We start from the raw sequence: 26,973 nt of genomic DNA, 5'->3' as shown, positions 1-26,973 counted from the left end.
GTGCCTCGCGGATCCCGATCTTCGCGGGCGGAACTGGCGAAGAGTTGGGGACCATCGCACGTGCCTCTCTCAGTGGTAGATGCTTGTTCATCGTATGCCCCTGACCGTCGAGCCGAGGCGTGCCAGAGCGTCCGACATCACGGCTTCGTCACCGCGGTTCTCGAGCAGCGCACCGGGGTCGGACAGGCTCTCACCCTCGGCCAACGTCAGAGCAGTGCGATCAACTCGATCGAGTGGGTTGTTCGATAGCCATCGTTCGACGAGATCAGCAAGCGGCGTAGGCACACCGGGGGTGATGACGTCCAGCCGGGGCGCGTCAGGCCTGGTCTTTTCCAGCCACCGTCGGTACTCGTCCGATCGGCGGTCGACTTTGCCGTTGTCGAGCAGGGGCATGTCGACCCAACGGGACTCGGCGAAGTCACGCGGGTACGCCCCCGAGATGAGCCGATAGACCATTGCGCCCACTGACCACAGGTCGCACAGTGCCGTTTGATGGCCGAGTCCGCGCCCCGGGAGGATCTGTTCGATCGCGGCGTAGTTGTACGTGCCGGTGAAGGTGGAGTCCATGTCGGTGAACCCTGCTTGATCGAATGCGCGGGTCGCTCCGGCGATACCGAAGTCGGTGAGCACAGCGTGAGGTTCTCCATTGATCAAGTCGACAAGGACGTTGGCAGGCTTGATGTCGAGGTGCAGGAAGCCGGCGCGGTGCGTCACGAGCAGAGCTTCCAGCGTCTGGTGGATCAACTCCAGCAGTGGAAGTATCGGCACTTCGTTACCCCATCGGTCCTCCACGTACTTCTTCATATCGCCTAGCGGGTAGTGCCTCATGACGATGAACGGTCTCTCGGAATCGTCGTCTAGCTGCACGTCTTGTCCACTGACTATGTCGACGACATGGTGCCGACCCAACGGAATGAGCCGAGCGAGAACGTCGCGTTCGAGCCCTTTTAACGCTGGCTGCTTGGCCGGCGCAAACGCAGGATCGATTTTCCCGATCTTGGCTACGAAGTATTCCTCCCGAGTCGTTTGGTCTTCGTCCTCACGATCTTTTCTGGTGCACAGCCAGAGGTCGTACCACCGTGTTCGAGCGTCCGGGAGTGGTTCCACGAGCTGGAATTTGTCCCCGTCAGTCGTTCGGAGGACGTATCCGGGTCCGACACCGTTCGTCGGTTCGGAGTCCGGGTCGACGAGTGTCTCCGGCTCATCGAGAACATCGTCACGGGCGTTGGTCGGGGATTGCCAGCGCCCCCGAATGTCGTCGGCTTGTTTCTCGAAGACGTCGGTGAAGAACGCGCGGCGTTGATCGGCCGCGGGCTTCTTCCATCCCCTCTGCTTTTCCAGGAAGTGTGGAACAGCGTGCACAGAGTCGTTGATCTTCTCGGCCAGTTCGTTGTTCGCGTCGATGCTGTCCTTGCGGACCCGCGCGTCATGACCGGTGGTGCCGCCGACGAACTTCGCGGTCAACGGCACCAGATCGATGCTGGCGAGCACGATGAACAACAGGATGCGTACTGCCCAGATAGTGGTTCCGTGTTCTCCGGAGGCAAGTGAGGACAGCGCGACGATCCGACGCAGTAGCCCGTTCTGGCTGGTGTCAGCCTCGCTGGGTACCGGTACAGCGTTGACCTGTTCGCTGACCAGAATCTGTGCTTGGCATGTATCGATGGCCTGCTGTGTCAGGTCAGTGCTCGTCGGTCCTTGGCCGCACGCTTGCAACTGGTCGGCGGTGAAGCCTGATGGTTTGAGTATCACCGTGTAGTCCTGGCGCGCAGCGACTGCTCGCTGAAGCGCTTCGTTCGCTCTCGCGACTGCAGCGGAGGCCTCTTGTCCTTCTGCGCCGAGCCCCGGGATGCCGGTTCCCGTCTCGCAGTCCGGTGCCGGGTTTGATTCGCACTTGAGCACGCGATTCGCGTCCTCGACCTGTTTCGTCGCGGCATCGACCGAGGCCGTGAGACGGTCGACGGCTGTGTTCGGGTACTCGATTTGCTCTTTGTACCTCTGCTCTGCCGATGCCTTGGCATCGAGCCGAGCCTGGTTGTACTCGTTCTGCTGCCGGACTGCTGCAGCATTGTTGTCTCGATCGACCTGCGCTGAGATCTCGTCGTCGAAAAGCGTCAGCTCAACGCCCTCGGCCATCAAGATCGCGATGCCCGCGGCGAGGAGAAAGCGCACGAAGAACAGGCTGAATTTGCTCCGCCACCGCGACGAGGTGAGCGGCCGGGAAACGATCAGGCGGTCGACGTTGAACACGACGATCGTCCACACCACTCCGATGGCAATCACCAGCGCCAGCGGCAGATTCGAGTAGCCAGTGGTAGCGAGCAGCACTGCGGAAATGCCCGAGATGATCGAGGTCACGATCACCGACATCCCCAGGCTGCAGTACCAGTTGAGCTCCGCTTTTTCCTTGATGTGCATCCAGTTGGCACCGCAGCAACCGAGTAGAAAGCGTGCGATGGGGCCGGGTCGAGTGATCGTGTCCGGTCGGGTGGGGGTTGTCATGGCCGTGGCCTTTCCGAATGCTGCTGAACGCCGACGGGATCGGCATCACGATGGTCGCAGGTGTTGAAGTAACTAGAAGTCATCCGCGTCGGCCGCTCTGCACGAGAAACAACAGAGGTAGGAGATCCACGCTGACCAGAACGAAGAACAGCCCGACCACGACGAGCCAGACCGGGCCCGCGTTCTCGGAGTTCCACAGCAAGGAACCGAATGCCTCGAGGTGCGGGAGAAGCCCGTTGCTCGAGCGCGCGGGTGGGTGCTCCGGGGCGAGTTGGTCGACGCTCGATTCGACCAGCAGCATGCCCTGACAGCGGTCGGAATCGTAGGGCGTCAACTCGGTCGTCTGTTTCGAGTATCCGCACGTTGCAAGTTGGACTGCGTCGAAGGGGGCAGGCACCGGAAAGACGGTGTACTCGGCAAGCCGCTGCTGGGCCGAAGTGCGCTCAGTGGTGACAGCATCCAGCTCTTCATTGGCCGCCACCGACCGAGGGCCTATTCCTACTTCGCCTGTGCCGGAAAAACAATCGGGTGAAGACGTCATCTCGCACATCACCATTTGCCAGGCCCCGGCTTCGCGCATTTCAAGACCGGAGACTGCGTCCTGCAGGCTGTCTCGCATCTGCGCAGGCTGCGACAGTTGCTCGGCGTACATCCTCGACGCGACATCACGGTTGGCTTCTCGGCTGCGGTACCACTCGTTCAAGTCGTCTTGTTGATGCATCGCCACGTTCACCGCGACCTGAGAGCGAACCTCTTGCCCGAAGATCGCCATCCCGAACACCCAGGAACCCGTCCCGGCAGTGAGCACGCTCACGGACGCCATGACGGCCACACTGACGAGATGCGATCCGGTTCGTCGCGACCGCGCGAACACGGTGGACGCCACGGTCGCCACCACGAGGCGGCGATACGAAAAGTAGAGGGCGGCAACAACGACGCTGACGATCGATGCCCACACAGGACCCATGTCGGCAAGCCCCGCAATGATCGTCGCGCTCAGCGCGACGATCATTGTCGAGAACAAACCAGCTACTCCGACGCTCTGCAGCAGAGTCCATGTACCAACGGGCGCAGTACGTACGTACGTCGGGCCGGCGCACCACACGAGCGCCTGGGAGAAACGACTCGGCCCGTACTGGCCGCTCAATTCCTCACCCCCTCGCTCGACTCCGCCGCCGACCGACCCGTCCGGATAGACCGTTGGCTCCTCGTCGTCGTAGGACGTCACGCTGCCTTCCCCGCTCATTGCGCTGCCCGATCGGTAGTCCGTAACTGCGGCCGACTATCGGCCATCCGCGCTGCGAACACGGCGACACCCGAGCTGCGCTCGGACGCACGTGGGCCACGCCGCGCTGCGCTCGTCGAATGCGCGTTATGCGCCTCGACAACACGGTCCGATCCACGAAGACAGATCAGATCGTCACAGCTGCAGTACAGTTCGGCGCTCACACCGACGCCGGAGGCAACGACCTGAACGACTCGAACGCCGGCAGCCCGGAGCGCGCGTGCAAGCGGTGCGAAGATGTGGTCCCCGGACGCGATGATCACCTCATCGTGCTGGTGAGCCACCCTGCCCACATCCACCGAATCGAGCAACGCGAGGTCCGCGGCATCCGGCGCGGACGTGACACCGATACGCCGAGCGTTCGCCGGGACGGCGAAGAATGCCGGCGCGGCATGTCGCCAGGCTGCGGCGACCGTAATCTGGTCACGCTCTCCGACACCCACATCGGTGACGTAGTCCGCCCACCAGGCGGAGCATCGGACAGCGGAAACGTCGCCGGACACCATGTTCTCGATGTCGAGCAAGTGCAATCTGGATGGATCGATTCGGCTAGCCCGGTCGTCGCTCATGACTTCTCCGATCTCCGTCAGGACCCGCATATACGGGGTCTGACGATGATCAAACTGGAGGAGAGGCGACGACAACAGAATCGGTGCGTCCCCTTTGCCCGGGAACCTTGAATGCAACTACAGAACGACTGTTTGGCCGATGTCAACGGCTCAAGCTCTGCACGCCGACTCCCACGATATCTCGCGAGGTCGGTGGGGTAACCGCGTTTCCGCACATCCGAACATTTCGCTGCTTGGTTCCCCCGCGTAGAACGTACGTCGACGCGAAGCCCATTGCGCCTTTGAGTTCCGGTACGTCGAGCATTCTGAAGGACAGGTCTTCGACAGCGATCGGTCGGCGTGTGGACTTTCGATGGTGAGCGGCAGCGGGCACGACCAAGCCATGGTGGTTACCCGATGCCGTCACGGTGCAGAGAGCGTCGCTGACCGATCGCGCAGTCGAACCTCCACCTCGCAGCTCTGCGATGAACGGGGTGATCACCGCATGATGGCGGCCGCCCGCGGATACGGTCGACAGCGCCTCCGAGGTTCGATGATTCTTCGACTGGCCCCGCAGCACCGACACGAACGGCTCGAACACCGGGGCCCGCCCCTCAGACGGCCGTGATCTTGCCTGCCGATACTCGAACAGCGTGCCCGCGGCTTCTCTCGCGTCCTCGGCATGCGGAGCTGCCCAATACCGGTCGATGCCGGCCTGGATTCGTGCGATCGTTTTCGGCTTCAACGGACGAGTGCGGTCCCCTATCCGCTGGCCGGTCTTGGTCCAGTCGATGATGGTCGAGGCAGGGAGCCAGTCGGGCTCGAGCACGGTGTCCGCACACGCACGTGCGGGGCACCGGTAGGAGTACTGGCTACGGTACTTACCCACAGCCACCCCTGGGTTCTTCCAGGCCTGCAACGCACGCACGGGCCCGCAGCGAGAGCAGGTTGCCGGCGGACGGACCACGGTCTCGAAGTCAGGTGCCCGGTTGCCGGCCTTCCAGAAGCACACATAGAGGCGATCGCGGGACTGCGGCGCTGGTGTCCCAAAAGTCCATGAGTGCATCGAATTCAGGCAGATAAGGCGATGTTCGTAACCGAGGGCGTGCATCGCCGCGATCCATGGCCTGTAGAGAGGCCATGAGTAGATCTCGACGACGTTCTCGACGAAAACCAATTCGTATCGGTGATACTCGGTGAACCGAACGACGTCCCACATCGTCGCCCTCGATCGCTCGGCGGCCTCGGACGGTAGGTCGTCGGACAGTAACGAGATCTGCGCGGCGAGGCGCTTGGCCCCGCGAGCATTCGAGTGCCAGGTGCATTCGGGGCTGAACCATCCGATTGTCGTGCGAGGAAACAGCTTCGGAGTGATCTGAGAGAGGTCCGCGAGGATGTGCTCGGTGTGCTGGTGGTTGTACTGGTGCGTCTCGATTGCCTTGTCCCAGTGGTTCGACGCTGCCGATACCCTCACCCCGGGGATGGCGATCATTCCGGTCGTAGATCCGCCGGCACCGCAGAAGAAGTCCGATGCCGTGATGTCGAGCGATCCTCTCATCGTCCGGCTCCGTCGGGCACGCTGTCCCACACCCGTCGGTCGAGGATCCGGCCGGCGGCCTTACGGCCGACTCGTCGAACTTCGGTGCCGTCGTCGAAGTGGTGGTAGTCGCGGAATCTGGCGATCACCTCCGCTGGTGCCCACTCGCCCCACTGCTTGAACAGAAAGGGCACATCGGCAGCGGTGCACTGGTCCCGGATCTCTCGTACCCATCGCGGATGCATAGGCCGTGCCCCGCGGCCGGACTCACCGCCAACGATCACCCAGTCGAGCGCTGGTTCGCGCTCGCCGCCGCATTTCGAGTCTTCGACCGAACGGAGCCCGTCGCGAGTCAGCGCTCCTCCGATTCTGCTGGGTCGTAGGCGCGTGAAGTCGATCGGTCCGAGGAGCGGTTCGGCAGAGACGAACCGAAGAGCTGCAGGCGTGTCCAGCAGCGCCCATACTCGCAGGTCTGCAGTCTTCTGGTCTTCGGCCGAGACGCCGATCCACAGGTTCGGCAGCGGCCAGCTCTGGTACCAGACATCGGCGGGGCGGAAGGCTGCGACGACGCCAGCGATGGCGTCGTCGACGGCGCGGCGGAAGGCATCGGACTGGAGCAGTGCCCGCATCCGAGCGGGTCTCTTGGTGAGCAATTGAAAGGTGTGCTGGCGGGCGAGCGCGATCACCGCGAACACCGCGAACACCCGGGCGATGTAGTCGTCCGGGATTGCTGGATGGAAGAGGTCGCTCATCGAATTCACGAAGATCCGGCGTGGCCGGCTCCATCGCAGCGGCTGGTCGAGCTTGCCGGGGCGCATCTCGACGTCGAATCCGTGCTCGAAGTAGTGCCCCGGTGTGCCGCGGAACCGCTCAGCGAGGGTTTGGGCGTAGCAATGATCGCAGCCCGACGAGACTGCGGTGCAGCCGGTGACCGGGTTCCAGGTTGCGTCGGTCCATTCGATGGCCGTGGCGTCGCCCATCATCGCTCTTCCGGGTCGTGGAGGGCATCGAGGAGCTGGAATCGTAGATCGGCGTCAATCGCGAACGAGATCCCCCTGCTGGGCAATTCGATCGTGTAGCTGTTTCGATCAGGTGCGGTCGTGATGATCCATGGGTTGGGGTGGAGCGGGACAGCGTTTGTGTCGGTGGTGGGGTCGGTTTCGGTCATGGCGTCCTCCGAACGTTGGGTCATTGGCTGCAGACGCTCGACGCTGTTCGCGCATCGGCGCTGGTGATGTCGAGGTCGTATTTCGCGGCCACGGTGAGATACGAAGTGACGTAACGGCATTGGTATGGCGCGTTGGGTGGCAGCCAGGTGTCGATTCCCTTGTCCGACTTCTGCTGATTCGTACGTCCGTCCACCGCGAGCAAGTTGATGTCGACGTCGTTGGCGAAGGCGGTTCGCTGGTCGATCGACCAGGCCCACGCCCCTGCGTCCCACGCCCTCGCCAACGGGTACACGTGATCGATCTGAATCTTCCCGAGGTCGTCGATCGTCGATCCTGTGTAGGGGTCGTGGAGTATCCCTGCTGCGACTTTGCAGTCGCGGGTTCCGGGCTTGAACTCGACGTCGATCAGTTGGGTTGCCAGGACGTCGTTTCGAGTGTCACAGCCGTTGTGCGATCCAGGGGCGGACGAGTCATCGGTCCACGCCGGGCCGAACACGCACCCTGAGCCCTTCTTGCAGGATCGGTCGTATCCATCGACGTCTGCGAGCGAGTCCACCGTTTCGAGCTGAGCGAGGAGCTGCGCGATGGGTACAGGCGTGCTCGCCGCGGCTGGGTCTGGGGTGTTGACCACCGCTAGTCGTGAGAGCGGATCGGCGTGCGTTCCGAACGTGTACGTCCCGACCGCGAGTACGGCCATCACGATGGGCACCGCGATGCGGAGTCGTCCGCGCGCGCTCATCGAACCGCCTCCGCCGGCAAGTCGGCATGCCCGCAGCTTCCGCGCCGCCTACGGTCCGAACGGTCTGACCAACGATGCAGTAGTGCCAGAGTCAGAGCCGAGAAGGCAGCGAGCAACGTGCCGGCCAAGGAGATGACCAAACTGACGGTGACCAGATCCTTCACGATCGGCAGAGCCCCGTTGAAGATCGCGAGCATGCCGACGACGTAGCCGACACATGCAAGCGCAACAGTGCGAGCCTCGCGGCGGCCATCTTCGGCCGCGAGGTGGCGCTCTACGTCGTGGATGAGGCCGTCTCGGCCGGATTGTGGGTCCATCAGGGAGTCCTTTCGTAGTGAGCGCGATAGCAAACGCAGTCCTGCACGGGGTAGATAGCGTGGCGGTGAGGTCTGTGACAGCCGGCCACTGAATCGCAACCCAGGAGCGTTCTCCTGTGGCTGCACCGGGCGGGCAATATGCGCCCGGGTGTCACAAGCGTTGCGAGTTCGGGGCCGTCTGGTACTGGTCTAGTGGCCGGTCGCCGGGATGGACCGGGCCGACGTTGCGACGCCACGGCCCGGTCAGGTAGTCGTAGTGCTCTTGAGTGAAATCGGAACCGATCAGATCTCGTACGACCAAGCCTCGGCCGACATCGCGGGCAGCGACTCTGGCAGCCCCGCATCCGAGGACGCCGAGCAGGTTCATGGTCGCTGTGAGTTCGTGACGCCGATTGTCGCCGCAGGCCGCCGTGTGGGCAGCATGTGTCGCTTTCCGCCAGCCGGGTGCGCACCACCACGCGGCGCTGACCGTCTCCGGTGCGGTTTCCAGCAGATCGGACTCGACGTCGAGGGTGCGCGCCAAGTCGAACACCTGCCGCCACCGCAATCCGAAAACCACCTCGAAAACGTGGTCCGTCAGCTCATGGTCAGGAACGGTTGGTCGGAAGCGGTCGGCGGCGTTCGGAGTAGCAGCAAAGTACCTCTCAGACAGGCCGTGTTGCATCCGGCGATGGACTTCGCTGGCGATGGCGCTGTGCGCCTTACTGTTCGAGCTGCAGCCGGTACTGCCGGCAGCTCGTGCGTGCGGTGAGAGGTCGACCGAGGGCGGCCGCGTTGTCGAGATCGAGGATTGCATGGGTACTCCCGTTTCTGTGGGACAGATGGTCGGTCTGTCGATCAATTTCTGACTGGTCTCTGTGCCGCTATGCGACCAACAACGCGGCGCTATATCACTCTGCTGCTTAATTTTCCGATCTTTCAGCGCCGTCCAGCCAGTCACCGATCCTGCCGCGGACGGCGTCACCACCGGGGGGATCGTCGTAGGCGTCTTCGAGCGCTCCCCGCGCTCCGGATGAGATGACCGCGAGATCGCAGTCTCGTGTGTCGGCCCAGTCGCCCCACGTCCATCCCCTTCCTGCGTCGATGTGAAATTGTGTTGCTGCAGCCGGAACACCGTCGACGAAGACTTGGATGTGGGTAGGACCATCTGGATCGCGGACGACGATCACCTCGATCCGAAGTGCGGGGGCGAATCTTCTCGTCACGATGTCGCACCGGCCAGACGCTCGGGCCTGTCGAACTCCCCTGCCGCCCGACTATTCGAGTTCACAGTCCGGTGGTGGCGCGACGCAGCCTCTCTCGGTGGCCGTGCCCTGTGAACGGGCTTGGCATCCGTTGCGCCGCTACGCCGTCGAAGCAGCCACTCGATCCCGGTTGCTACAGCACACGCCACGGAGGAAACGGCGAACACCATCGCTACACGACGCGGATCTCCGTCGATGGCGGCATCGTCGGTCCGGCGCAGCAGTGCAGCCCAAGCCAAGCCGGCAAATGCAGCGAAGACAGCCAACACCCCCGCAACACCGCGCGCTACGGCTACCACGCAATATCGCGACGAACCCGAACTGCTCGCAGGTACATGATTCCTACCGTCGATCCGGACGAGGACTCTCATATTCGACACACCTCTGCACTTCTCGGAAGTCGGATGGTCAGTCCGCTCATCTGGTGAAAACGCCGACAACAACAGAAGTCGTCGTCGCCGCGGCTTCGTGGAACCACCCACCAAGCCGATACGCCAGGACACTACCCACCGGACCCGGAGTTCGCTAGGGCTCAGCAGCGAAAACGTCCCCGGCGCACCCAGTGCCGGGGACGGGCCTGGGGCGAGCAGCGACCCGGCGCACCGAACCGCCGCTCACTCCTCTCCCCAGAGCGTCCCCTACTCGGTCCCGTACAGCTCGCAGCGGTAGTGGTCTTGACCGCGTTCGTCTACGGCGTCCCAATCGACGCCGACGGCGTCGGCAAGGTGCCGCAGGTCGCTCAGAAAGTCTCCGAACACCGTTGTCAGTTCCTCGGTTTCGAGGCCGATCGGTCTGGCGTATGCGATCAGCCCTTCGGCAGCGTTGGCCGCTCGAACACCGTTGTCCCGGCTTTGGGTATCGAGGGTGTAGCCGATGCGCGGACGCTCGCGTCCCTCGACCGATGCGTGGAGTTCTTTCGGCGTCTCGATGCCGGATAGCCGCTCGGCCTTGTACTCGATACTTGTGTCGGACATGTTGTGTGCCTTTCTTTTTGGGGATCGCTACACGACGGGCGTGCAGTGCAGTGCGGCCATCAGGCCGGTGTGGGTGGCGTGAGCCGGGGATGGTTCGGCGTGTTCGAGGACGTGGGCGGTGGCGTCATCGATGACCACAGTCATGTGGGCTCGGTGGCGGGTGAGCATCACGCACGCTCTGCCGGGGTCGAGATTGAACGGCTCGGCTGTCCGGTACCCGGCAAGCGGGTGCAACACGACAACGGCGGCGCGTTCGAGGCCTTGCAGAGAGTTTGCGGTGCCGACCAGTACGTCGGGGTGATCCGAGAGCAAGGCCCGGACAGCGGCAGCCTGCGTGACATGAGGGACGACGACAGCCAGGTCCGCCGCTGTCATGGCCCGCTGTCCGTCCGGTGTGGTCACATCGGCGTCCAGCAGTTCTCGCGCGCGCAGGGCGCACTGTGTGGCCAGGACGGGGTCGGTTGGGCCTCCGATGACCCGCACTGGCCGATGCGCGAGTTCGGGCAGGCCGGGGCCGCTGGAATCGGTCAGATGCTCCGGTGGGCGACGGGAAGTGAAAGGCAGGCCGGGGTAGAACAGCGGTTGAATGAGGGCCGTTGTCCTCGCGCCGAGACGCCAGGTGTGTCGCAGACGGACCACGCCGACCGAATCGCCGTGAGCTGCTTGCAGAGCGAGGGGGGCAGGCAGGTTCGGTGCGGTCTCGCTGCCCTCCCACCGCGATACGTCTCCGGTGACCACCGGATCGATCTGTCCGGGGTCTCCGACGCAGACGACCTGTCGAGCCATCGCGCCGAGCGCCCCCAGATCGGCGTAGGTACATTGCCATGCTTCGTCCACGATCAACACATCGGCACCGATTCGGTCCGGGTCCGAGAAGAGCCACGGCGCCGTGGTACCGATGAGAATTGCGCCAGTCTCATTCGACCACCGCACTTTTCGTCCTGTCACTACGGGAGTGCTTCCACTGTCGGGGAGGGGTGCTTTCGCCTTCCAGATCAACGCTGCTCGATCTGTCAGCGCGCCGAGCCGACGCGCGATTTCCACGGCTTGTTCTCGGGTTTGCGCCGCGATACCCACCCGTAGGTCTGCGCGATGGGCCAAGGCGGCGGCGAGCAACGCGACCAGTCGAGTTTTTCCTGCGCCCGGTGGTGACGGGACGACGACAACGGGGTCTCCGGACCACACAGAGAACAGCACGCGTGCAGTGATCGGGTCGGCCATGATCTGTGATCCGGGCCAATGGGCGGGCGATGACGGTTCGGTTCCCTTGAAAGGTGTTGCGTCGGGGTTCGGGGTGTCCGCTCCGGGTGCGACGATACGCATTGTTGTCCCGTTCTTCTTCTAATGTGTTGTTCATGAATACTTTTGGTCGTCTTCTGATCACGGAGCGTCCTCTGCACCCGCTATCAGGACATCGAGCGGGACTTCGCGGCGCACGGCGCTCGGGGCTTGTCCGGTCGAAAGCCAGGAACGGCGAGCGCGGTACAGATTCCAGTACCTCGCCCGTCCTGCTCGCATCGTCGCCGGTGAAGGCGGTTGGGGCATCAAGGTCACCTGGTCTCCGTCGTTCGGTGCGTGCGCTCCGAACACCCCGATACCGAGCGTCAGTTTGCCGTTGACCACCTGTGCGGACGTGACGTCGGCAGAGAAGCGCTCGAAGGGTTGATCGAGCGGTGATCCGACCCATCCCGTAACTGCCGAATCAACCCGCATCCTTGAGTCCAGCCGGTCGCAGGTCACCGACACCGAAACGTTGCGGCGGCGTGAACCTGTCGGCGGTGCCGCCACCGATGCGATGCCCTGGGCCACGTGTCCTGTATGCAGCGCACGTACTCGCCACAGTGGATCACTCAGCAACGCAGCGGCTTTGAGGTCGGCGGCATCGCATCGGGTCCGTAGTCCCATGGCCGCACTAGCTGAGTTGTCCGGCCGTGACCAGTCGTGGCCCGCAGTCGTGGCCGACAATGTCCGATCCCAGGAGTATCGGTCATCGTCGTGTATCGGATCGAGAAGCGGCAACAGCGGTCCCGTTGCGATGCACGCTGCCCACTCATGCAGGCCTGCGACGCTCTCGTCGGTAATGCCGAGCCAGGAACGCCATGTTCGGGCCGCTCGCTCGGCGTCGGGCGCAGTGCCGAGGACCAGACGCGAGGACGACGCAGCAACCAGATCGATCACCGCCGACGTTCCGGGATGGTCGGCTCGATCGGCCCACCATCCGATCATGGCGGCAGCCCCCGCTATGTCCGGATCAGGGTGGTGGGCGTGCGCACGCGCCAGGGCCAGCAGGCTCGGTATCGTCGCGGCGTCATCGGTGAGCAGCATGGCCGGTTCAGCCGTACCCACCGTCGTTGCCCCGTTGCGAGCGAGCAGGGCCAGAGCCTCGGTGTCGTGCGCGGACTCTTCGGTGCATCCATCTCGAGCGACGGACACGGCCAGCGTTGTTCCTCGCGTGACCGCACGCACGGCCACGGCGGCTCTGGACGGCTTGAAGGTGGCATGTGCCAGCCGAGGGACCGGTTGCATCTTTTCGGCGGCATAGAGGCGTTGCGCGAGGTCGAACCACTCCACGCTCATCGCTCGTCACCGTCGACGAGGATCAGGGCGTTGCTCGCGCACTCCCACCCTGCGCGCAACGCCATTGTGGCGGCGTCGGCCGCTGCGCTGGCGACGACGATGCGGATATCGGCGGCGGCGATTCCAGTGCCGGTGAGCACCCTGTCTGCGTACTTGAGCAGTTCCACGGGTCCGCTTTCGTTCATCGTGTGGCCCCCGATCCGACTGGCACGTGCACCGTCGATGCCCATGCCGGTGTGACGCCCCTACCCTGGACGCCGCCGATGATTGCGCACACTAGGTGGGACCTCGTGGGCCGGTCGGGCCAGGGTGTATCGCCATCGGTCAGCACCACGACGACGTGGGGTGCAGGGCGCGCAGCGTTGGCTGCGGCGATTCCCACCCTCATATCGGTTCCGCCACCACCAACCAACGTCACATCAGCGACCGATCGTACGTGTTGTGCCGTAGTGGATTTGGCGTCACACGCCAGAATCCGAACCCGGTCGCGTGCTATGCCACCAGCTTTGAGAACTCCCGCCACTTCGCCCATCGCGGCATCGAGGTCTGCGGCGGGAGGGACGGGAGTACGAATAGTTCGTCCTACCCGCCTGCTCTGCCAACGCACGCCGAATTACGGCCCGTAGCAGACGATCCCACGCTACCGTGGGCGGGGCGAGAACATCAGCTGCCCACCGGACCAGTCCCGCCGGGGCACTACCTCGACCGGTACCAGCTGCTTCGCGAACTGCCTGCGCGATAGATCGGCGCACCAGGTCCGCTTCCGCATTGTCCAGTCCCTCCGTGATCACTTCTCCCGAGCCGATGAGTTCACCGGGGACCACAGGGCACCCCGATCCTGATCCGCATCCCGGATCGCCCTCAGCGCCAACGAGTTCGGTGACAGTCTGATGCGCAATCGGGTCACGCAGGTAGTCGTAGTACTGCTCGGCTGTGTCTCCGGAAAGGCAGCCGAATGATTGAGGGGTGATCACCCCTTCGGGCAGGCTGACTCCCGCAGCCAACAGGTCGTCGTTGATTTCGGCGTCGGCCGCGAAGTTCCACACCAGATGATCGATGGGCTTCGCCAGAGCGGCGGCACGGTCGGCGTGTGCCCGTAACAAATGCCCGACCTCGTGCAGCAGCACTGCACCGACCATCGGCACCGGCCACGCGCAAGGCCCGACCAACAGATCCGGATCCAGGTACAGCCGCCACCGAGCGTCGACCGCAAACGTACCCAGGCCCGGTGCCGCCACGGGTTGCGCTGCGAACAGAGCGCGCATGAAGTACGGCATCTGCTCAGCCGACACCAGCCGCGCGAGTCGGAACGCTCGCATTTCAACCGGCTCGAGCTCACGCACGCCGCTCATGCCGCAGCCTCGACCAAACCCGCTGCCACCAGCATCGGCGCAAACCGGCGCGCGCTCGCAGGAACAGCGGCCTTCGCCGGTCGCGCTTTCGCCAGAGTGCGTGCCGCAGCCCCGGCCACGTCGGGTGCTCCTGCCTCGGCGGCGGCAATCAGCGGACCCCAGGCGTTGCGCCACGCTTCGACGGTGCCCCGCGAGGCCGCCCACGCCGTCACGCCGGACAGCACGGCCCACACCAGATCAGGACGCGAGCGCCAATCGAACGCCGTCTCGGGGTTTTCGATCACGGCAACGGGGTCTGGGAGGTCGGCCTTGCGACGCCATTCGAGGAATTCGACACCCGCGCCTTCCCCGATCAAGCCGAATACCACCGCGTTGGTCGCCGCATTGTCGTCGTCGCAAAGATGTGGCAACACCCGCGCAAGCATCGACCAGGTGCGCCGAGACGGCCATGCTCCACCTGTCTGCACTCCGACCTTCGGAAACGCATCGAGCGCCTCGGGCGCACGCTGGATGTACCCGATGATGGAACTGCGCACCAACGCCTCCCGCTGCTCGTCGCTGGTCACCGCACGCGAAGAGGCCGTGCTTGCCCAACCCGTGGCCATACCGTCGAGCCATTCATCGACAGACGGCGTGAACTCGATGTGGCAGAAGCGGTTTGCTAAGGGAGCCTCCAACTCGTACCCCCCTGCAGCGCAATCGGGCGGATTCGCACCTGCGATGACCCGAGTCCCCTTCGGCAGTTGCAGATCACCCACCTTCAAATCCAGTGCGACTGCCAGCATCGCCGCCTGAACGGCCGGTGGACTCGTGGTCAGCTCGTCCAGAAAGAGGTAGCCCCCACCCTCTGCATGTAGCCGTCGCGCCCAATCCGGGGCCTCCAATCTCACGCCACTCTCACGGACTACCGGTAGGCCTGCGAAGTCGGCGGGCTCCCGCAAGGACCCCAAGACCGTTTCGCACAACACCCCCTCGGATGCAGCAAGTGCTCGAACCAGGCTCGACTTCCCCATACCCGGACCCGAGATCAACAACGACGGGACACCAGCCCTCCCGCACGCATCCACAACAGTTACCGCAGTCGCCAAATCCGGCATCGCAAAACTCCTCGAAAGATGGGCAAGATGGTCAGTCTCACCAACAACAGGACGCCTCAATCTTACTGCGTCAGAACGCTTTTCACCCAGTCACACCAACCGTCAACGTCCCCGGCGCACTCAGTGCCGGGGACATTGACGGTCCGGGCTCAAAGAGCACCGGACCGCCACGTGTGCTGCGTGAAGTGTCCGGGTCCCTCGATATCGTCGAACCCACTCGAAAAAGGCCGGGTCGCCCGAAAGAAAGGACCCAACACGTGACACCGCTCGAAACAGCCATCGCCGCGCCACTGCCCCCGCCCGCGGCGGCGGACATTTCGTCATGGCGCTCGGACGCATTGTGCGCACAGACAGACCCCGAGGAGTTCTTCCCGCCCCCGGGTGGAGCAACCAGCAGAGCAAAGCGGGTCTGCGCAGAATGCCCCGCCAGAGCCGCTTGCCTCGCCCATGCACTGACGTACAACGAACAACACGGAATTTGGGGCGGAAGGACACCACGAGAGCGCCAAGAGCTTCAGCACACCACAGCCATAGAGAGCCGGCCTACCCGGCATCAACAACAGGCGCTCACGATAGCCACGCTTTCGGCCCAGAACGTCCCAGCCGAGTCCAGTGCAAGCCAGCTCGGAATCACGACCCGGCAGGTGTACCGAATACGCTCCCGCACAGCGTGAATCAACGCGCGATTCGCCGGTCAGACCTGCCTGGTGATGCCTACCCCGTTACAGTCGGCGCGATCAACCGCGGTTGATCGTCGAAGCGTCTCGACTTGCGTCGCTCCTCGCTGAAGGCTTCTCGCCGCAGGTGATGTCTTGGCCGGCGAGAAGGTCCGCAAGAACGACCGCGCGCGCCGCATGGGCCAAGATTTCGGCAGGTAGCGGTGGACCATCGAGGGTTCGGATTCGCATGGTTGTCAGTATGGCGTTCGGCTCCGACAAGTTGCTGTCCCGCAACGTTTCCGGTGCGTGTTCACGGGTCACTGGGGTGTCCATGGCATGCATAGCTCGCGCATTCTCGACCGGTGCATGTGCGGTGGCCGTATCGCGCCTCGGCCCAAACCGCCTGTTTCGACTGTTGGTTTGCCCTGCAGACAGATGCGTGGGCTCAGGCGGCCGAGGTGGCCGTTCGGATGGAGGTGGCCGGCCGACCAGTCATCGATGTCGACGGGCTGCACTTCCCATCTCAGCACCTGCCCCTCGCCCTGGCTGCGCTTCTTCCCGATCGCATCGATCGACGCCAGGGTTGCGCTCACCCGGTCGATGTCGCCGACACCTCTCCAGAGCACAGTCCGCGTGGAGGTCAGTAGGAGCGGCATTTGGCGTGCGCGATATCGGCCCTGCCGGTCGGAGATGACCGATGGTCGGTACCTCGCGAGTTGCTCGAGCGCACGGTGGTCGGGTCGTCCGCTCCAGTGATGGATTTCCGGGGCGTCGGCCAGGTCTTCGGGATAGGCGTATGTCGCGCACCAATGCCAGTCGTCGCCTCCCCCCAGAGTGCACCGAGCGAGTGGTAGATCCAGATCGGCGGGCACCTCGTCGGGGCCGGCGGCTTCGAGGTACTGTCCGCGGTCCCGAGCAGCGGCTTTTTCGTCTTCCCACATCTCGGATGCGAGCAAGCCATCGAGGCTCGTCGCCCACGGAGCTGCATGCGCAAGTCCGACCGCCAGGTGTGCTTTTACCTCGAACGGCCTCATCACGTCAACGCCTCCATGACTTCCAGCGCCTCGTCACGGCGCTCTCGAAGATGGGTTCGCCAGTCGAGCTCTTTCGGCTCGTCGCCGGCGAGAAGGGTCCGCTCGAATCTGGTGCGGACGAGGCCGTGTCCGATAGCTGTACGCCCGCCGATGGTTCCGGACTCGACGAACCTGCCAACGACGTCGGAGAAGAAGGCCACGTCCAGATCGGTTGCGCGATCGAGACGCAAAAAGGACTCGAATCGTGTACCGGCAGGCAGCGTTTCGATCTCATAACGCATCAGAGAGCTACCGTCGACGGTGGCTGCGTCGGTTCGGCCGACTGCGGGGAAGTCATGATCGGTGGAATCGTCGAACCGGCTGTACCGTTCGAGCGCCATGGTGTCGAATTGGCTCAAGACAGCACGGTCCGGTGCGGGACGGCTCATGAGGTGGTCGGTTTCGAGGACGTGCGGGATCACTTTGCCCACGCGGAGACAGCCGTCGATCATTCGACCGCCGCCGCTCCCGCCGAACACGCTGACCTGTGGGTTCAATGTACGGAGCCGGTGTAGCCGTTCGCCGGACAGCGGCTCTCCGGTGACCTTGGTCAGGCTGCCCCCGTTCCGAAGTGTGTGTGCTGCAGACAAGCTGAGAAGCCCTTCGTATGCGAGGACGTCCCGTAATAGCTCCTCCCCGATCCGCCGGAGCGCCCCTCGGAAGGAGTTCCCGGACACAATCGGAACCAAGGCTGCGGAACCGTTGGGCTGCTGTATTTTTTCGCGCCGGAACAAGGTCGTTGTGGTGGCGCTGTGTTCACCGCGGTGCGAGATTGCCGAGACCGCTGTGATGTCGAGCTGCCAGCGCATGGTCGAGGTCACTTCTGCCTCCTGGGCGATGTAGCAGTCGCTGCGGTGGACCGGCGCGCTTGAACAGCTTCGGCCACGATCCGTGTTCGGAGTACGAGGGCGGTGGTGTTTTCCCGTAAGAGGGTCAGGACCGGTATCGATTCCTCGCGTAGAAGGACCGATAGTTCGAGGCGTTGTTCTTTCGTCGACGGCGCTGACTCGAGATCGGTTGCCACGGTGCTCCACCATCGATCGAGGTCGGCTCCGCCGGTGTATGTCGCGACCCGGACTCGGTCTGGCAGGTGGTGGTCCCAGTACAGCTCTCTCCGGCGTCCCACCCACCCGGTGTCCCAGTTGATTCCGTAGTGCAGCAGCAACAACAGTCGTTCAGCTATTGCTGCCGCACCGGTGACGGGCGGCAGAAAGCTCGCTGCGTCCAGCCAGGTTCGGGTCGGTGTCGTAGCTCTGGTCGGGGTCATGCCGTGCCTCTGGTTGACGTTGAAGCCGTCGCTGCGAGGTCGAGGTACACAGGACGCTCTCGCCACGGATCGAGGCTGTCCCAATCCGCGAACACAGACGTCCACGTTCGATGAGGAATGTTCTTGAGCGTGCTGAATGCCGGCGCTGCGCGCGCAAGCGCTGCCAGGGAGAACCCTCGCCGTCGCAATCGCACGACTGCGCTCAGGCGTTCCGCGTCGTGCTCTGTCCATGGAAGCGCGACGTCGTCGACGGCGACCCGACCCCACCGGGCATGAGGAAGAATGTGCTTGCGCCCAGGGCGTAACGGAACCACGACGGCGGACGTCGGAGAGATCGCTTGTCCCAGAACGCGACGTAAGCGGGTCTTCGACAATTTTGTGGCGCACACTGGATCACTGGTGACCAGCAGGAGGTCCGAGCGAAGTGCCGTTGTCGTGTACACCCAGACGCAGACGTGACACATCGTAGGAGCCGCAACGTCTACCCACCCGTCGAACCCGGTGAACGTTCTCGACACAGTCTCACGCACTCGCCGTCCGGAACCTTCTGTCGCGCCACCGCACCGCGCGCACGCGGAGTCACCAGAAACGCCGGCTGGTGGCCACGAAACCGCGCATCCTGTTGCGGCCTTGTAGGCGGTCGTCACAACGTCGAGCGCCGCACTGCCCCTTGATAGTTCGACCATCTCTGCACTCTAACGGCGCGCCCGGACACCACGGACAGGCCAACTTTCACCGGCACGGTCCAACTCACCAAGGACTCGGGCCGGGCGCTGGTGCGTGCCGGCCGACGTTGGCAGGAAAGTCGTCGGCGAGGAGAGCAGCCAGCTCGACGAACGCGCGTTGTGCAGGCTTGCCCAGTAACTCGAGATCGATGGTGTCGCCTTCGGCAAGGTGGTCGTCGTACGGGACGACCTGGACGGCGCGAGTGCGTTCTGCGAAGTAGGACTTGAGTTGCTCGACATCGAGGGCCGTCGAGCCCTTCCGTGATTCGTTGATGACGACAACGGTGCGTTTGACCAGGTCGTCGAAGCCGTGTCGCGACAGCCATTCGAGGGTCGCCCCAGCGCTGCGCGCTCCGTCCTTGGCCGCGGAGGAGACCAGGACCAATGCGTCGGCTTCTTTGAGGACCCCTGCCATGGCCGAGTTCATGAGACCGGTGCCGCAATCGGTCAAGATGATGTTGTAGAACTGTTCGAGGATGCGCAGTGCGGCGGTGTAGTCGTGCTCGTTGAATGCCTCGGAAACGGACGGATCACGCTCGCTTGCAAGAACTTCGAGCCTGCTTCGCGCTTGCGAGGTGTAGCTCCGTACGTCGGAGTAGCTGTGTACTTCTTTGTCCGCGAGCAAGTCCCGCACTGTGCGGTCACTGTCTCGGTGAATGCGGTAGGCGAGCGTCCCGAAATCTGGGTTGGCGTCATAGGCAATGACGCGCTCGCCCCGCAGTGCTGCGAATGTCGATCCAAGCCCTGTTGTCGTGGTTGTTTTTCCGACCCCGCCCTTCATGGACAGGACTGCGATCTTGTAGTTCCCTCGAACCGGTTGCCGTACGCGGCGCAGGAGCTGCTCGTACTCGAGTTCAGCCGGCGACTGTCCGGGATTGGCTGAACCGAACGAGAGTCGGTAGAGCCACCGTCGCCAACCTTTGCTCGGAGGCAGTTGCGCACGGCGGATCAGCTCCAGTTCGTCGATCGACCGCGGAGGGGCAACAGCTGCTGTCGGCCTTGCTGTCGGAATTGCTGTCGGCACTGGTTCTACCAACTGAACGGGCTGCGAGGTGAAGGGGCGATGAGCTGTCACTGCCAGAGAGTCGGAGGCGCTTGTTGGCTCCGGGTGAGACGTCGGTGCTGAACTGTCGACCGACTTGTTGGTGTGCCATTGCTCAACAGCGGGTGCGGAGCCGCCCTGCCCTGGCCAGGCCGAGGGCCGGTCCGGCATTGGTGCCTGACCATCGTTGACGCGCGGCGGCCGTGAGGCCGGCTCCGAGGTGGGTCGATGTGCACCAGAATTGGGCTGGCTCGCCGAGGGGGAGCTGCTGGGTGCGGAGCTGGGCCGGTCTCTCTGCGCGAATTCTGATGCGACTTTGGACCGGGCTTGGGATACGTTTTTCGACACGTTTTCATCAGCGTTGTTGGCTGCGACTTTGGGTGCGTCGTTCGGCACGAATTCGCTGGCTACAGGCTGTTCACGGGCGGGTTCTGGATGGCCTACGCCCGAGTCCTGGACGAGGTCACCGTCCTGCCCATCGTGGCGATCTTCCGACCCCCCTTCCGGCTCGGAATGGTTCGACTGATCGGTCGCATTGTTCGCCGCCGACGGATCGACCACCCACCGGGGCAACGCGCTGCCTGGGTCGGACTCTGTGGGACTCATCGGTCGCCACCTCTTCCTCTTGCTCATTCAACGGACGATATCCGGGCGAACATAACACCGGCACCGGACACCTCGAACACCCCGAAAACTGCTGCCGAGCGGCCCCACGGACCGCCGTTGTGCAACCGGTAATTCCGCCTGTTCGGGTACAGCTTCTGCTTTGTCCAGTCTGAAGTGTCCGTGTCCCGACTATCGTTGTGGCGGTGCGTAGCAACGATTTCGACGGCCTCGATCTCACTCGACTACGGTCCCTTCGATCCTCGCGGCATGACATTTCGACGATCGTCGATCGCGTGGCCGAACACCTCGACGAATTCGATGGGTACGTCGCATTCAGCGGTGGAAAAGATTCCGTCGTTGCTGTCGATCTCGCCCGCCAGGCGGACCCAGATGTCCCGGTAGCCTTTTTCGATTCCGGTCTCGAATACCCCGAGACCTACGCCTACGTCGAGCAGATTGCGACGAAGCTGGGACTGGACCTGCACATCATTCGCGCTGAACCAACGCTGCTGACAGTGATGGCCCGGACCGGGGAATGGGACCACGGCGGTAGCCCGTCGGCTCATGTACCCGCACGAGGCTTCGAGACCTTGATTGCGCAGCCTGCCCGGGCTGCGCACACCAAGTTCGGTGACGGGGAGGTCTGGGGCGTGCGGGCAGACGAATCCAGGAAAGGAACCGGCAGGTGGTCGATGTACTACTCCGCTCTCGCACGTGAGATCAGCGAGCGCTGCCAAGGCGCGAGCTGCTGCAGCAACAAAGCGGAGCAGCGTCGACACCACGGGGGGACGGTTCGCCGCACCGATGGAACTGTGGCCTATGGGCCGGTATGGGACTGGTCCGCGGACGATGTGCTCGCCTATTCGCATCAGCACGACCTTCCGAGCAACCCTGTCTACGCCAAACTGGCCGCGCTGGGCGCACCTGCAGCGAATCTGCGGGTTTCACACATTCTCGACGGAAATTTCCTCGAATCGGGCAGGGTCACTCGTCTGCGTCGAGGTTGGCCGAGCCTGTTCGAGGAGATCGCCGCAGTGCTCCCGCGAATACGCGAGTTCGTGTAGATCGCCATATCGACTGTGCGCGTGTAGCATTCCTGGCACTGAGATTGCACAGGGTGAGTCGGAGGCACACCACACGGTGGCCTCCGACTACTTTTTTTGCATCAGAACCAAACGACCTCTTGTCGGCCGATCGGCGCTAGCTCAGGCGTAGGTTCATGAGGTCTGAACTTTCCGGGTTGAGCTCCAACAACAGGCGATACCCCGGCCCTGTCCGCTCGGTCTCGTCGGGCAGGTTCAGCATTCGACCCACCAGATCGTCTCTGCCGATCTCATGAGCGAATTGTTCGGCGCTCGCGAGGCGCTGAGCGTAACGCGCCTCATCGCGGGGGTCGAGAAATTTCCTCATCGTGTACATGCCGTAGGCGGCCTGCTCGGCTTCGCGAGACGGAATCGGGTAAGTCATTGCTTCGAAGGCATCGTCGGTGAGCGGCGATCTGTTTCCCTCCATGTGGTGCAGGTTCTCGGCCACCTGCCGCACAGTCGGAGCCGCGCCCGAAGGCCCGGAGTGAAGTAGATACGCCCAAGGGGTCGAATGCACGAGATACCGTGGGATATAGCGCTTGTTTCGGCGGGTAGCAGCTGGGATGAGAGCTGGCGGGAAGACTGATGTGGATGGGTTCTCATAAATTTCTTTGACCTTCTGCGCCGCGGAGACTGCGCACCCCCAATCCAACGAGCCCCACATCGGATACGGAACGTGCCCGCCGTGCACCGCCCTGAGGTTGCGTGCGATCGCATCGATGTACTGGCCCTTTACGAGAAATCTATCTTCGGGCCACCCGTTGAAGAAGACATACAACGGAGTTGCACCGTCGAGCCTGCTCTTCAAAATCAGGGTCTCGTACTGCTTGACTTCTTTAACTGAGTGTCCGAGCTGCTCATAGCGGTTGAATTTGTGGCTGGCGCGTTTTGCTTGAATACGAAGCTTGATCCACCGCTCGTCGGCCGAAGAACCGATCCACCACTCCCAATCCGCACCGTTGCCCGCCTCGACCGCCTTGGCGTATTTCGTCACTCTCAGCGCCGGAATACGCTGCTGAAGCTTGATCAAGTTGAGGTCGGTGAGCGTCTCTTCTCCAGGTCCGATGCCGCCTGCAATTCCCGTCTCCATCAGATCCCAGGTATCAGAGGCTGCTTCATTCATCGCGTGGACCATGTAATTGGCACTGAAGTGTGTACTCATCCCGGGGCCGACTTCAGGCGCTCTTGCGGTCGCGTCGCGATCCCAGTTCGTCGATTCGGGTGACCTTGTCGCTTCCCACAGAAACTGCAGGGAGCGCACGGATATCGGCAGCCACGTCCGCGACTGTATGTCCGATCGCGATGCCGAACACGCCCTGACCACCGTGTAGCAAGTCCACTATCTCGTCGTCAGATGTGCACTCGTACACCGAAATACCGTCGCAGAGCAGAGTTACAGACGCCAGCCCCTGGGCGTCACGCGCACGCAGGCACTCGATCGCAATGCGTACATTCTGCAAAGACACTCCGGCCTCGAGGAGACGACGAATCACTTTGACCACCACGATGTCGGAGAAGGCATACATCCTTTGCGATCCCGAACCGGATGCAGGGCGGATCGACGGTGACACAAGCCCTGTACGGGCCCAGTAGTCGAGCTGGCGGTACGTTACCCCAGTCACTTGCTGGACCTGGGGCGATTTGTACCCCAGACACCCGTTCACGGCGTCGGCGGCGGTGCCGTTCGAGGTCTTGAAAAGCCCCGGCACGATGTCCTCGAACGAACCCTGTTCGCTGCAGCTCACAACTCGCACCCACCCTTTAATCGATCGTTCGATGCACGATACCGCTCGACATCGCTCTGCTTTCTCTCCCGGCCAGCGGGCCACCTCTGCACGTCCGCCCCCACCGTTACTCGGCGGACAAACCGAGCAGCCATCCGATGAACGGCGTAAGACGAGGAACACCGAACCTGAAGAGCAGAAACACCGCGAGGAAGACGGCTATCGTGACCCGCTTGGATCGGAACTCCGTGAAGGAACGGATCGCTATAACGGCAGTGACTGCCACTACCAGGGAGCAGAAGTTCAGCACGTCGTCGCCGCTCATCCGAGCAAACCTGCCGATGCAATCGGGCTGAGTGGGGTCATTTCATGGGGCGTGATGCTGTTCATCGCCGCACCGTAACGATTATGGCACCGATGGCGGAGGTCTTGAACGGAACGTAGAATTCCCCGAATAGGGGAATTCTACGAAGCTTGATCCCACGGGCGTGTCGGACAGTGTTCGGCCACCACCGTCGCCCTGCTGACGTTCAGCATTCTCGATCTCCCCGCCTCCGGTGGCCGTGAACCCGGATCTAGCGCATACCTGCGCCCTGACAATCACTGCCATACAACCTGTTTCGCAGATGTCATGTGCCTGCCCGTTACCTTTTGAGCAGTCCTGATAACCGAGCGTTACGGGTGAGATCGGCCGCGGAATCAGCCTGCGAGAATCACGTTCATCGCATTCAGGAGCGCGCCGACTGCCGGGATTCGGGTCGAGCTCGCCGCACGTAGCGAACGTGTCACGGCCGGCTCGGTCGGCAGATACCGCACCCTGGCCGTTCGGACTCGCGCGGTGTCCGGAACCAGCGCGACGGCCAGACCTGCTTCGACGAGGGCCAGTTGGGTCGAGTAGTCGGACACCTCGTAGCGGATCGTCGGTTCGACTCCAGCTTCGCGCAATGCGTGCACGAGCGCGGAGTGCGCATCCGACCCTGATGGGCATACCGTCCAGATCGATTCCGTTTCGCCGGAGAGGGTTGCCATCTCACGGTTGTCCTCGATCGGTACCGCGAGGTGTACATCCTCGGTGTGGAGCGTGTGGACGTCGATACCTGCGGGGACCGTCGCCGGCCGATGGTCCCAGGACTCGAAGACGACGAGATCGAGGGTGCGGTGCTGGAGGCGGTCGAGCAAATCGATTCCTTCTCCGTCGACGACCTCGGGGCGCAGCAGTGGATACGTGCGAGCAAGGTCTGCCAGAGCTGGGACCACCAGCCGACGTAATGCACTTGCGACCGCGCCTACTCTCAGCGCTCCGGCAACGTCGGTGTCGATCGAGGCAAGGTCGTCTTCTGCGGCTTCGGCGAGAGCGGACATGGCGGCCGCACGTGTCGCCAGTGCGCGACCGGCGGGGGTCAGCCGTATCGACCTTCCCTCTCTCTCGACCAGGGTGGTGCCGGCTTCCTTCTCCAACTTGCGGATGTGTTGCGACACTCCGGGTCCGGTGAGGTGTAAAGATTCTGCAGCTCGAGTGACCGAACCTTGTTCGGCTACTGCGGCGAAAACTTTCATCCGATCCCACGACAACATATAAGTGATACTACTGTTTCAGCGGTAGAACTGGCTAGTAGACTTATCGGTTTGTAACTGGTTGCCTTGACCAGGTGACCAGAACCGCGATACCGAGAGCTGACGCCGCCGATCGGGGGGTGGGCGGGAATGCGGCGCTGGTCATCGCCGGTGCCGCGTCGCTGTCACTGTCCGCAACCTTCGTCAAACTCGCCGATGTCACCTCGGGGACGGCGGCATTTCTACGATGTCTGATCGCGCTGGCGGCTCTCGTTCCGATGGCGCTGTGGGAACTTCACCGACGCGGCGCAATGCCGACGAGGTTGTATCCCATGGCCATTGGTGCCGGAGTCTTCCTCGGAGCGGACTACGTGATGTGGACCGCGAGCATCCTCGACGTCGGTGCCTCGATCGCCACCGTCCTTATCAATGTCCAGGTCGTCGTGCTGCCGCTGATCGCGCTCGTCGTCGATCGAACCGCAATCCCCCGACGATTCCTCATGGCGGTGCCTTGCATGCTGCTCGGCGTTGCACTCGCCGGCGGACTCATCGGCGGAACAGGAGCCGACAACGCGCTCCGCGGGTCCATCCTGGGAATCTCCGCCGGTGCCGCGTACGCGGCCTACCTGTTCCTGAACCGCCGCTCCACCCAGCGAAGCCCCAGCCATCTGGTCACCCCGATCTGTGTGGCCACCGCATCGGCAACGGTCACTGCCGGCATTGTCTCGGCAGGCCTCGGAGACCTCGATCTCGACATCTCCGCGGCCGCGTGGGGATGGATGATCGCGCTCGCTTTGCTCGGACAGGTTGCCGCCTGGCTGTTCATCAGTTCGGGATCCCGATCGCTGGCGGCTAATACCGTCGCGGCCCTACTCCTGCTGCAGCCTGTGCTGGCTATCGCGTTCGGATTCGTTGTCCTCAGCGAGCGACCCACCTGGATTCAACTAGCCGGAGCCGCCGTCGTCGTCGGAGCCGTCTGGACCGCAACCCGACACCCCCACCACCCTGACTCCACTTCAAGCCACGGAAGAGGCCTTCATGACCCCATCTCCGACGAGCATCGATCGAGTCGTCCTACCCACCGATAGCACCATCCCTGTCGCCCGCAGCGCCGAATACGACACCTACTTCAGGATCTCCCGCAGCAACGACCCGCACGCGTGGGCGGTCAGCGCACTGACCGTCGTCACCGCCATCACCACAGATCTGCCGCAGTCCACTCTGGACAACGACTCACGACTCCGCCTACTCGACGCCCTGGCCGTAGTCGTCGGCGATGCCTCCGCCGCAGCAGCCGTGTCCGCACGGGAACGAGATCCTTCCCAATTGGCAGCGCCGACGGACCACAGTGCGGACAATCGCACCCCGCAGGCTCCGAACGACTCTGCACGACAAGCGATCACACGCTGGAAGAAGGGCCACCACCTGTTCCACCTGTTCGTCATATCCATGAACAGCCGGCTCGCGGCAGTGCTGGAGTGCCTTGCAAACAAGCAGTGGCCCACTCTCGCCCACCAACTCACCGAACTAGGGACTCTCTACGCCGGGGCGACCGAGAGCATGCGGTACGCGTCCGATTTCTCACCGGAGATCTACCGTGACTTCGTCCGGCCTTCCATGGAACCGCCCTGGCTCGAACCCGGGTTCTCCGCCGTGTTCAACCGGGATCACGACGTGATGCTCACCCGCGCCAAGATCGTCCGTACAACGCTCAAGACGGCTGAACTTCCCGGCGTCGCAGCAGATTCCGCACGACGGCTCTGGAAGAGCCAGGCCGAGAACCGGCGCGCCCACCAACTCATCTGCCAACGATTCGTCCCCGGCGGCGATTCACTGCTGCAAGAGCACTTCGACAGCACCGGTCAGAGCAACTGAAACAGAAAGGCTTCGCCCTCTC

The 26,973-nt window shown here is 63.3% G+C and carries 26 protein-coding genes and 2 pseudogenes; 4 read left to right on the top strand and 24 right to left on the bottom strand.

The genetic code is table 11. The features are described from left to right. Positions 1-87: 87 nt before the first annotated feature. The 16 genes and pseudogenes from BH95_RS27615 to BH95_RS27540 form a co-directional block, all read right to left on the bottom strand. On the bottom strand, positions 88-2,502 hold the full coding sequence (locus BH95_RS27615) for a DUF4407 domain-containing protein (protein ID WP_015586230.1): 2,415 nt from the start codon (positions 2,500-2,502) through the stop codon (positions 88-90). 79 nt (positions 2,503-2,581) lie between these two features. Beyond that, positions 2,582-3,730, bottom strand: coding sequence for a DUF4407 domain-containing protein (locus BH95_RS27610; protein WP_157773223.1), 1,149 nt, complete (start codon positions 3,728-3,730; stop codon positions 2,582-2,584). Positions 3,731-3,744: 14 nt separating this feature from the next. Further along, on the bottom strand, positions 3,745-4,356 hold the full coding sequence (locus BH95_RS28065; RefSeq protein ID WP_157773221.1) for an NYN domain-containing protein: 612 nt from the start codon (positions 4,354-4,356) through the stop codon (positions 3,745-3,747). A 142-nt stretch (positions 4,357-4,498) separates the two neighbouring features. Continuing rightward, positions 4,499-5,893 carry a DNA cytosine methyltransferase gene (locus BH95_RS27600; protein WP_015586227.1) on the bottom strand — a complete coding sequence of 465 codons (1,395 nt, stop codon included), beginning with the start codon at positions 5,891-5,893 and terminating at the stop codon, positions 4,499-4,501. Continuing rightward, entirely contained in the window at positions 5,890-6,852 is a 963-nt protein-coding gene (locus BH95_RS27595) for a DUF5131 family protein (protein ID WP_015586226.1), read from the bottom strand. The genes BH95_RS27600 and BH95_RS27595 overlap by 4 nt, the downstream gene beginning before the upstream one ends. After that, positions 6,852-7,040 carry a hypothetical protein gene (locus tag BH95_RS27590; RefSeq protein ID WP_139278549.1) on the bottom strand — a complete coding sequence of 63 codons (189 nt, stop codon included), beginning with the start codon at positions 7,038-7,040 and terminating at the stop codon, positions 6,852-6,854. The genes BH95_RS27595 and BH95_RS27590 overlap by 1 nt, the downstream gene beginning before the upstream one ends. Positions 7,041-7,060: 20 nt before the next feature. Continuing rightward, positions 7,061-7,780, bottom strand: coding sequence for an HNH endonuclease family protein (locus BH95_RS27585; protein ID WP_015586224.1), 720 nt, complete (start codon positions 7,778-7,780; stop codon positions 7,061-7,063). Beyond that, positions 7,777-8,097 carry a hypothetical protein gene (locus BH95_RS27580; RefSeq protein WP_015586223.1) on the bottom strand — a complete coding sequence of 107 codons (321 nt, stop codon included), beginning with the start codon at positions 8,095-8,097 and terminating at the stop codon, positions 7,777-7,779. The genes BH95_RS27585 and BH95_RS27580 overlap by 4 nt, the downstream gene beginning before the upstream one ends. Positions 8,098-8,248: 151 nt before the next feature. Beyond that, positions 8,249-8,620 (bottom strand): hypothetical protein, encoded by a 372-nt coding sequence (locus BH95_RS27575; RefSeq protein WP_141216408.1) that lies wholly within the window; start codon positions 8,618-8,620, stop codon positions 8,249-8,251. 379 nt (positions 8,621-8,999) lie between these two features. Beyond that, the gene (locus tag BH95_RS27570; RefSeq protein ID WP_032375878.1) at positions 9,000-9,302 is read right to left on the bottom strand and encodes a hypothetical protein; all 303 of its coding nucleotides are present in this window, start codon (positions 9,300-9,302) and stop codon (positions 9,000-9,002) included. Between the two features lie 677 nt (positions 9,303-9,979). Then, positions 9,980-10,315 carry a hypothetical protein gene (locus tag BH95_RS27565; RefSeq protein ID WP_015586219.1) on the bottom strand — a complete coding sequence of 112 codons (336 nt, stop codon included), beginning with the start codon at positions 10,313-10,315 and terminating at the stop codon, positions 9,980-9,982. A 27-nt stretch (positions 10,316-10,342) separates the two neighbouring features. Further along, positions 10,343-11,638 (bottom strand): AAA family ATPase, encoded by a 1,296-nt coding sequence (locus BH95_RS27560; protein ID WP_015586218.1) that lies wholly within the window; start codon positions 11,636-11,638, stop codon positions 10,343-10,345. Positions 11,639-11,695: 57 nt separating this feature from the next. After that, entirely contained in the window at positions 11,696-12,892 is a 1,197-nt protein-coding gene (locus tag BH95_RS27555) for a hypothetical protein (protein ID WP_015586217.1), read from the bottom strand. Then, positions 12,889-13,077 carry a hypothetical protein gene (locus tag BH95_RS27550; protein ID WP_032364835.1) on the bottom strand — a complete coding sequence of 63 codons (189 nt, stop codon included), beginning with the start codon at positions 13,075-13,077 and terminating at the stop codon, positions 12,889-12,891. Before BH95_RS27550 ends, BH95_RS27555 begins: the two co-directional genes overlap by 4 nt. Then, positions 13,074-14,244 (bottom strand): annotated as a pseudogene (locus BH95_RS27545) (vWA domain-containing protein). Before BH95_RS27545 ends, BH95_RS27550 begins: the two are co-directional and overlap by 4 nt. Beyond that, complete coding sequence (locus BH95_RS27540; protein WP_015586215.1) at positions 14,241-15,341, bottom strand: ATP-binding protein; 1,101 nt, start codon at positions 15,339-15,341, stop codon at positions 14,241-14,243. Before BH95_RS27540 ends, BH95_RS27545 begins: the two are co-directional and overlap by 4 nt. Here BH95_RS27540 and BH95_RS30050 point away from each other — a divergent pair. Beyond that, positions 15,230-16,015: a WhiB family transcriptional regulator gene (locus BH95_RS30050; RefSeq protein WP_244165176.1), complete on the top strand. Its 786-nt coding sequence runs from the start codon at positions 15,230-15,232 to the stop codon at positions 16,013-16,015. The genes BH95_RS27540 and BH95_RS30050 overlap by 112 nt on opposite strands. 302 nt (positions 16,016-16,317) lie before the next feature. On the opposite strand, the gene BH95_RS27525 is transcribed toward BH95_RS30050, so the two are convergent. From BH95_RS27525 to BH95_RS29755, 4 genes and pseudogenes are all read right to left on the bottom strand, one after another. After that, entirely contained in the window at positions 16,318-17,034 is a 717-nt protein-coding gene (locus BH95_RS27525; RefSeq protein ID WP_015586212.1) for a hypothetical protein, read from the bottom strand. Beyond that, complete coding sequence (locus tag BH95_RS27520; RefSeq protein WP_015586211.1) at positions 17,034-17,894, bottom strand: RAMP superfamily CRISPR-associated protein; 861 nt, start codon at positions 17,892-17,894, stop codon at positions 17,034-17,036. The genes BH95_RS27525 and BH95_RS27520 overlap by 1 nt, the downstream gene beginning before the upstream one ends. Further along, complete coding sequence (locus BH95_RS27515) at positions 17,891-18,340, bottom strand: hypothetical protein (protein ID WP_015586210.1); 450 nt, start codon at positions 18,338-18,340, stop codon at positions 17,891-17,893. Before BH95_RS27515 ends, BH95_RS27520 begins: the two co-directional genes overlap by 4 nt. Before the next feature lie 750 nt (positions 18,341-19,090). Then, a pseudogene (locus tag BH95_RS29755) lies at positions 19,091-20,083 on the bottom strand (MinD/ParA family ATP-binding protein); the annotation flags it as partial. Between the two features lie 827 nt (positions 20,084-20,910). On the opposite strand from BH95_RS29755, the gene BH95_RS27500 reads away from it, so the two are divergent. Next, positions 20,911-21,777: a phosphoadenosine phosphosulfate reductase domain-containing protein gene (locus BH95_RS27500; protein WP_015586207.1), complete on the top strand. Its 867-nt coding sequence runs from the start codon at positions 20,911-20,913 to the stop codon at positions 21,775-21,777. A 136-nt stretch (positions 21,778-21,913) separates the two neighbouring features. On the opposite strand, the gene BH95_RS27495 is transcribed toward BH95_RS27500, so the two are convergent. The 4 genes from BH95_RS27495 to BH95_RS27480 form a co-directional block, all read right to left on the bottom strand. Beyond that, a complete protein-coding gene (locus BH95_RS27495; protein ID WP_139278550.1) occupies positions 21,914-22,921 on the bottom strand; it encodes a DUF6615 family protein in 1,008 nt (335 codons plus the stop codon). Between the two features lie 52 nt (positions 22,922-22,973). After that, positions 22,974-23,627, bottom strand: coding sequence for a MerR family transcriptional regulator (locus BH95_RS27490; RefSeq protein WP_371828345.1), 654 nt, complete (start codon positions 23,625-23,627; stop codon positions 22,974-22,976). Between the two features lie 22 nt (positions 23,628-23,649). Then, a complete protein-coding gene (locus BH95_RS27485; RefSeq protein WP_032375875.1) occupies positions 23,650-23,847 on the bottom strand; it encodes a hypothetical protein in 198 nt (65 codons plus the stop codon). A 374-nt stretch (positions 23,848-24,221) separates the two neighbouring features. Continuing rightward, positions 24,222-25,097 (bottom strand): LysR family transcriptional regulator, encoded by an 876-nt coding sequence (locus BH95_RS27480; RefSeq protein ID WP_015586203.1) that lies wholly within the window; start codon positions 25,095-25,097, stop codon positions 24,222-24,224. Positions 25,098-25,171: 74 nt separating this feature from the next. Here BH95_RS27480 and BH95_RS27475 point away from each other — a divergent pair, with 74 nt between their 5' ends. Continuing rightward, complete coding sequence (locus BH95_RS27475) at positions 25,172-26,164, top strand: DMT family transporter (protein ID WP_230591638.1); 993 nt, start codon at positions 25,172-25,174, stop codon at positions 26,162-26,164. Then, a complete protein-coding gene (locus BH95_RS27470; RefSeq protein ID WP_015586201.1) occupies positions 26,115-26,951 on the top strand; it encodes a hypothetical protein in 837 nt (278 codons plus the stop codon). Before BH95_RS27475 ends, BH95_RS27470 begins: the two co-directional genes overlap by 50 nt. Positions 26,952-26,973 lie beyond the last annotated feature (22 nt).

This window comes from Rhodococcoides fascians A44A, assembly GCF_000760735.1.
GTDB lineage: Bacteria > Actinomycetota > Actinomycetes > Mycobacteriales > Mycobacteriaceae > Rhodococcoides > Rhodococcoides fascians_E.
This window is presented reverse-complemented; position numbering and strand designations above follow the sequence as displayed.

What these genes read in the sequence shown, in the direction of transcription:
- BH95_RS27595 (WP_015586226.1), bottom strand. Translation starts at nt 6,852, where the DNA reads ATGGGCGACGCCACGGCCATCGAATGGACCGACGCAACCTGGAACCCG.
- BH95_RS27600 (WP_015586227.1), bottom strand. Translation starts at nt 5,893, where the DNA reads ATGAGAGGATCGCTCGACATCACGGCATCGGACTTCTTCTGCGGTGCC.
- BH95_RS27565 (WP_015586219.1), bottom strand. Translation starts at nt 10,315, where the DNA reads ATGTCCGACACAAGTATCGAGTACAAGGCCGAGCGGCTATCCGGCATC.
- BH95_RS27495 (WP_139278550.1), bottom strand. Translation starts at nt 22,921, where the DNA reads ATGAATGAAGCAGCCTCTGATACCTGGGATCTGATGGAGACGGGAATT.
- BH95_RS27525 (WP_015586212.1), bottom strand. Translation starts at nt 17,034, where the DNA reads ATGAGGCCGTTCGAGGTAAAAGCACACCTGGCGGTCGGACTTGCGCAT.
- BH95_RS27515 (WP_015586210.1), bottom strand. Translation starts at nt 18,340, where the DNA reads ATGACCCCGACCAGAGCTACGACACCGACCCGAACCTGGCTGGACGCA.
- BH95_RS27585 (WP_015586224.1), bottom strand. Translation starts at nt 7,780, where the DNA reads ATGAGCGCGCGCGGACGACTCCGCATCGCGGTGCCCATCGTGATGGCC.
- BH95_RS27615 (WP_015586230.1), bottom strand. Translation starts at nt 2,502, where the DNA reads ATGACAACCCCCACCCGACCGGACACGATCACTCGACCCGGCCCCATC.
- BH95_RS27550 (WP_032364835.1), bottom strand. Translation starts at nt 13,077, where the DNA reads ATGAACGAAAGCGGACCCGTGGAACTGCTCAAGTACGCAGACAGGGTG.
- BH95_RS27485 (WP_032375875.1), bottom strand. Translation starts at nt 23,847, where the DNA reads ATGAGCGGCGACGACGTGCTGAACTTCTGCTCCCTGGTAGTGGCAGTC.
- BH95_RS28065 (WP_157773221.1), bottom strand. Translation starts at nt 4,356, where the DNA reads ATGAGCGACGACCGGGCTAGCCGAATCGATCCATCCAGATTGCACTTG.
- BH95_RS27540 (WP_015586215.1), bottom strand. Translation starts at nt 15,341, where the DNA reads ATGCCGGATTTGGCGACTGCGGTAACTGTTGTGGATGCGTGCGGGAGG.
- BH95_RS27470 (WP_015586201.1), top strand. Translation starts at nt 26,115, where the DNA reads ATGACCCCATCTCCGACGAGCATCGATCGAGTCGTCCTACCCACCGAT.
- BH95_RS27590 (WP_139278549.1), bottom strand. Translation starts at nt 7,040, where the DNA reads ATGACCGAAACCGACCCCACCACCGACACAAACGCTGTCCCGCTCCAC.
- BH95_RS27560 (WP_015586218.1), bottom strand. Translation starts at nt 11,638, where the DNA reads ATGCGTATCGTCGCACCCGGAGCGGACACCCCGAACCCCGACGCAACA.
- BH95_RS27555 (WP_015586217.1), bottom strand. Translation starts at nt 12,892, where the DNA reads ATGAGCGTGGAGTGGTTCGACCTCGCGCAACGCCTCTATGCCGCCGAA.
- BH95_RS27580 (WP_015586223.1), bottom strand. Translation starts at nt 8,097, where the DNA reads ATGGACCCACAATCCGGCCGAGACGGCCTCATCCACGACGTAGAGCGC.
- BH95_RS27480 (WP_015586203.1), bottom strand. Translation starts at nt 25,097, where the DNA reads ATGTTGTCGTGGGATCGGATGAAAGTTTTCGCCGCAGTAGCCGAACAA.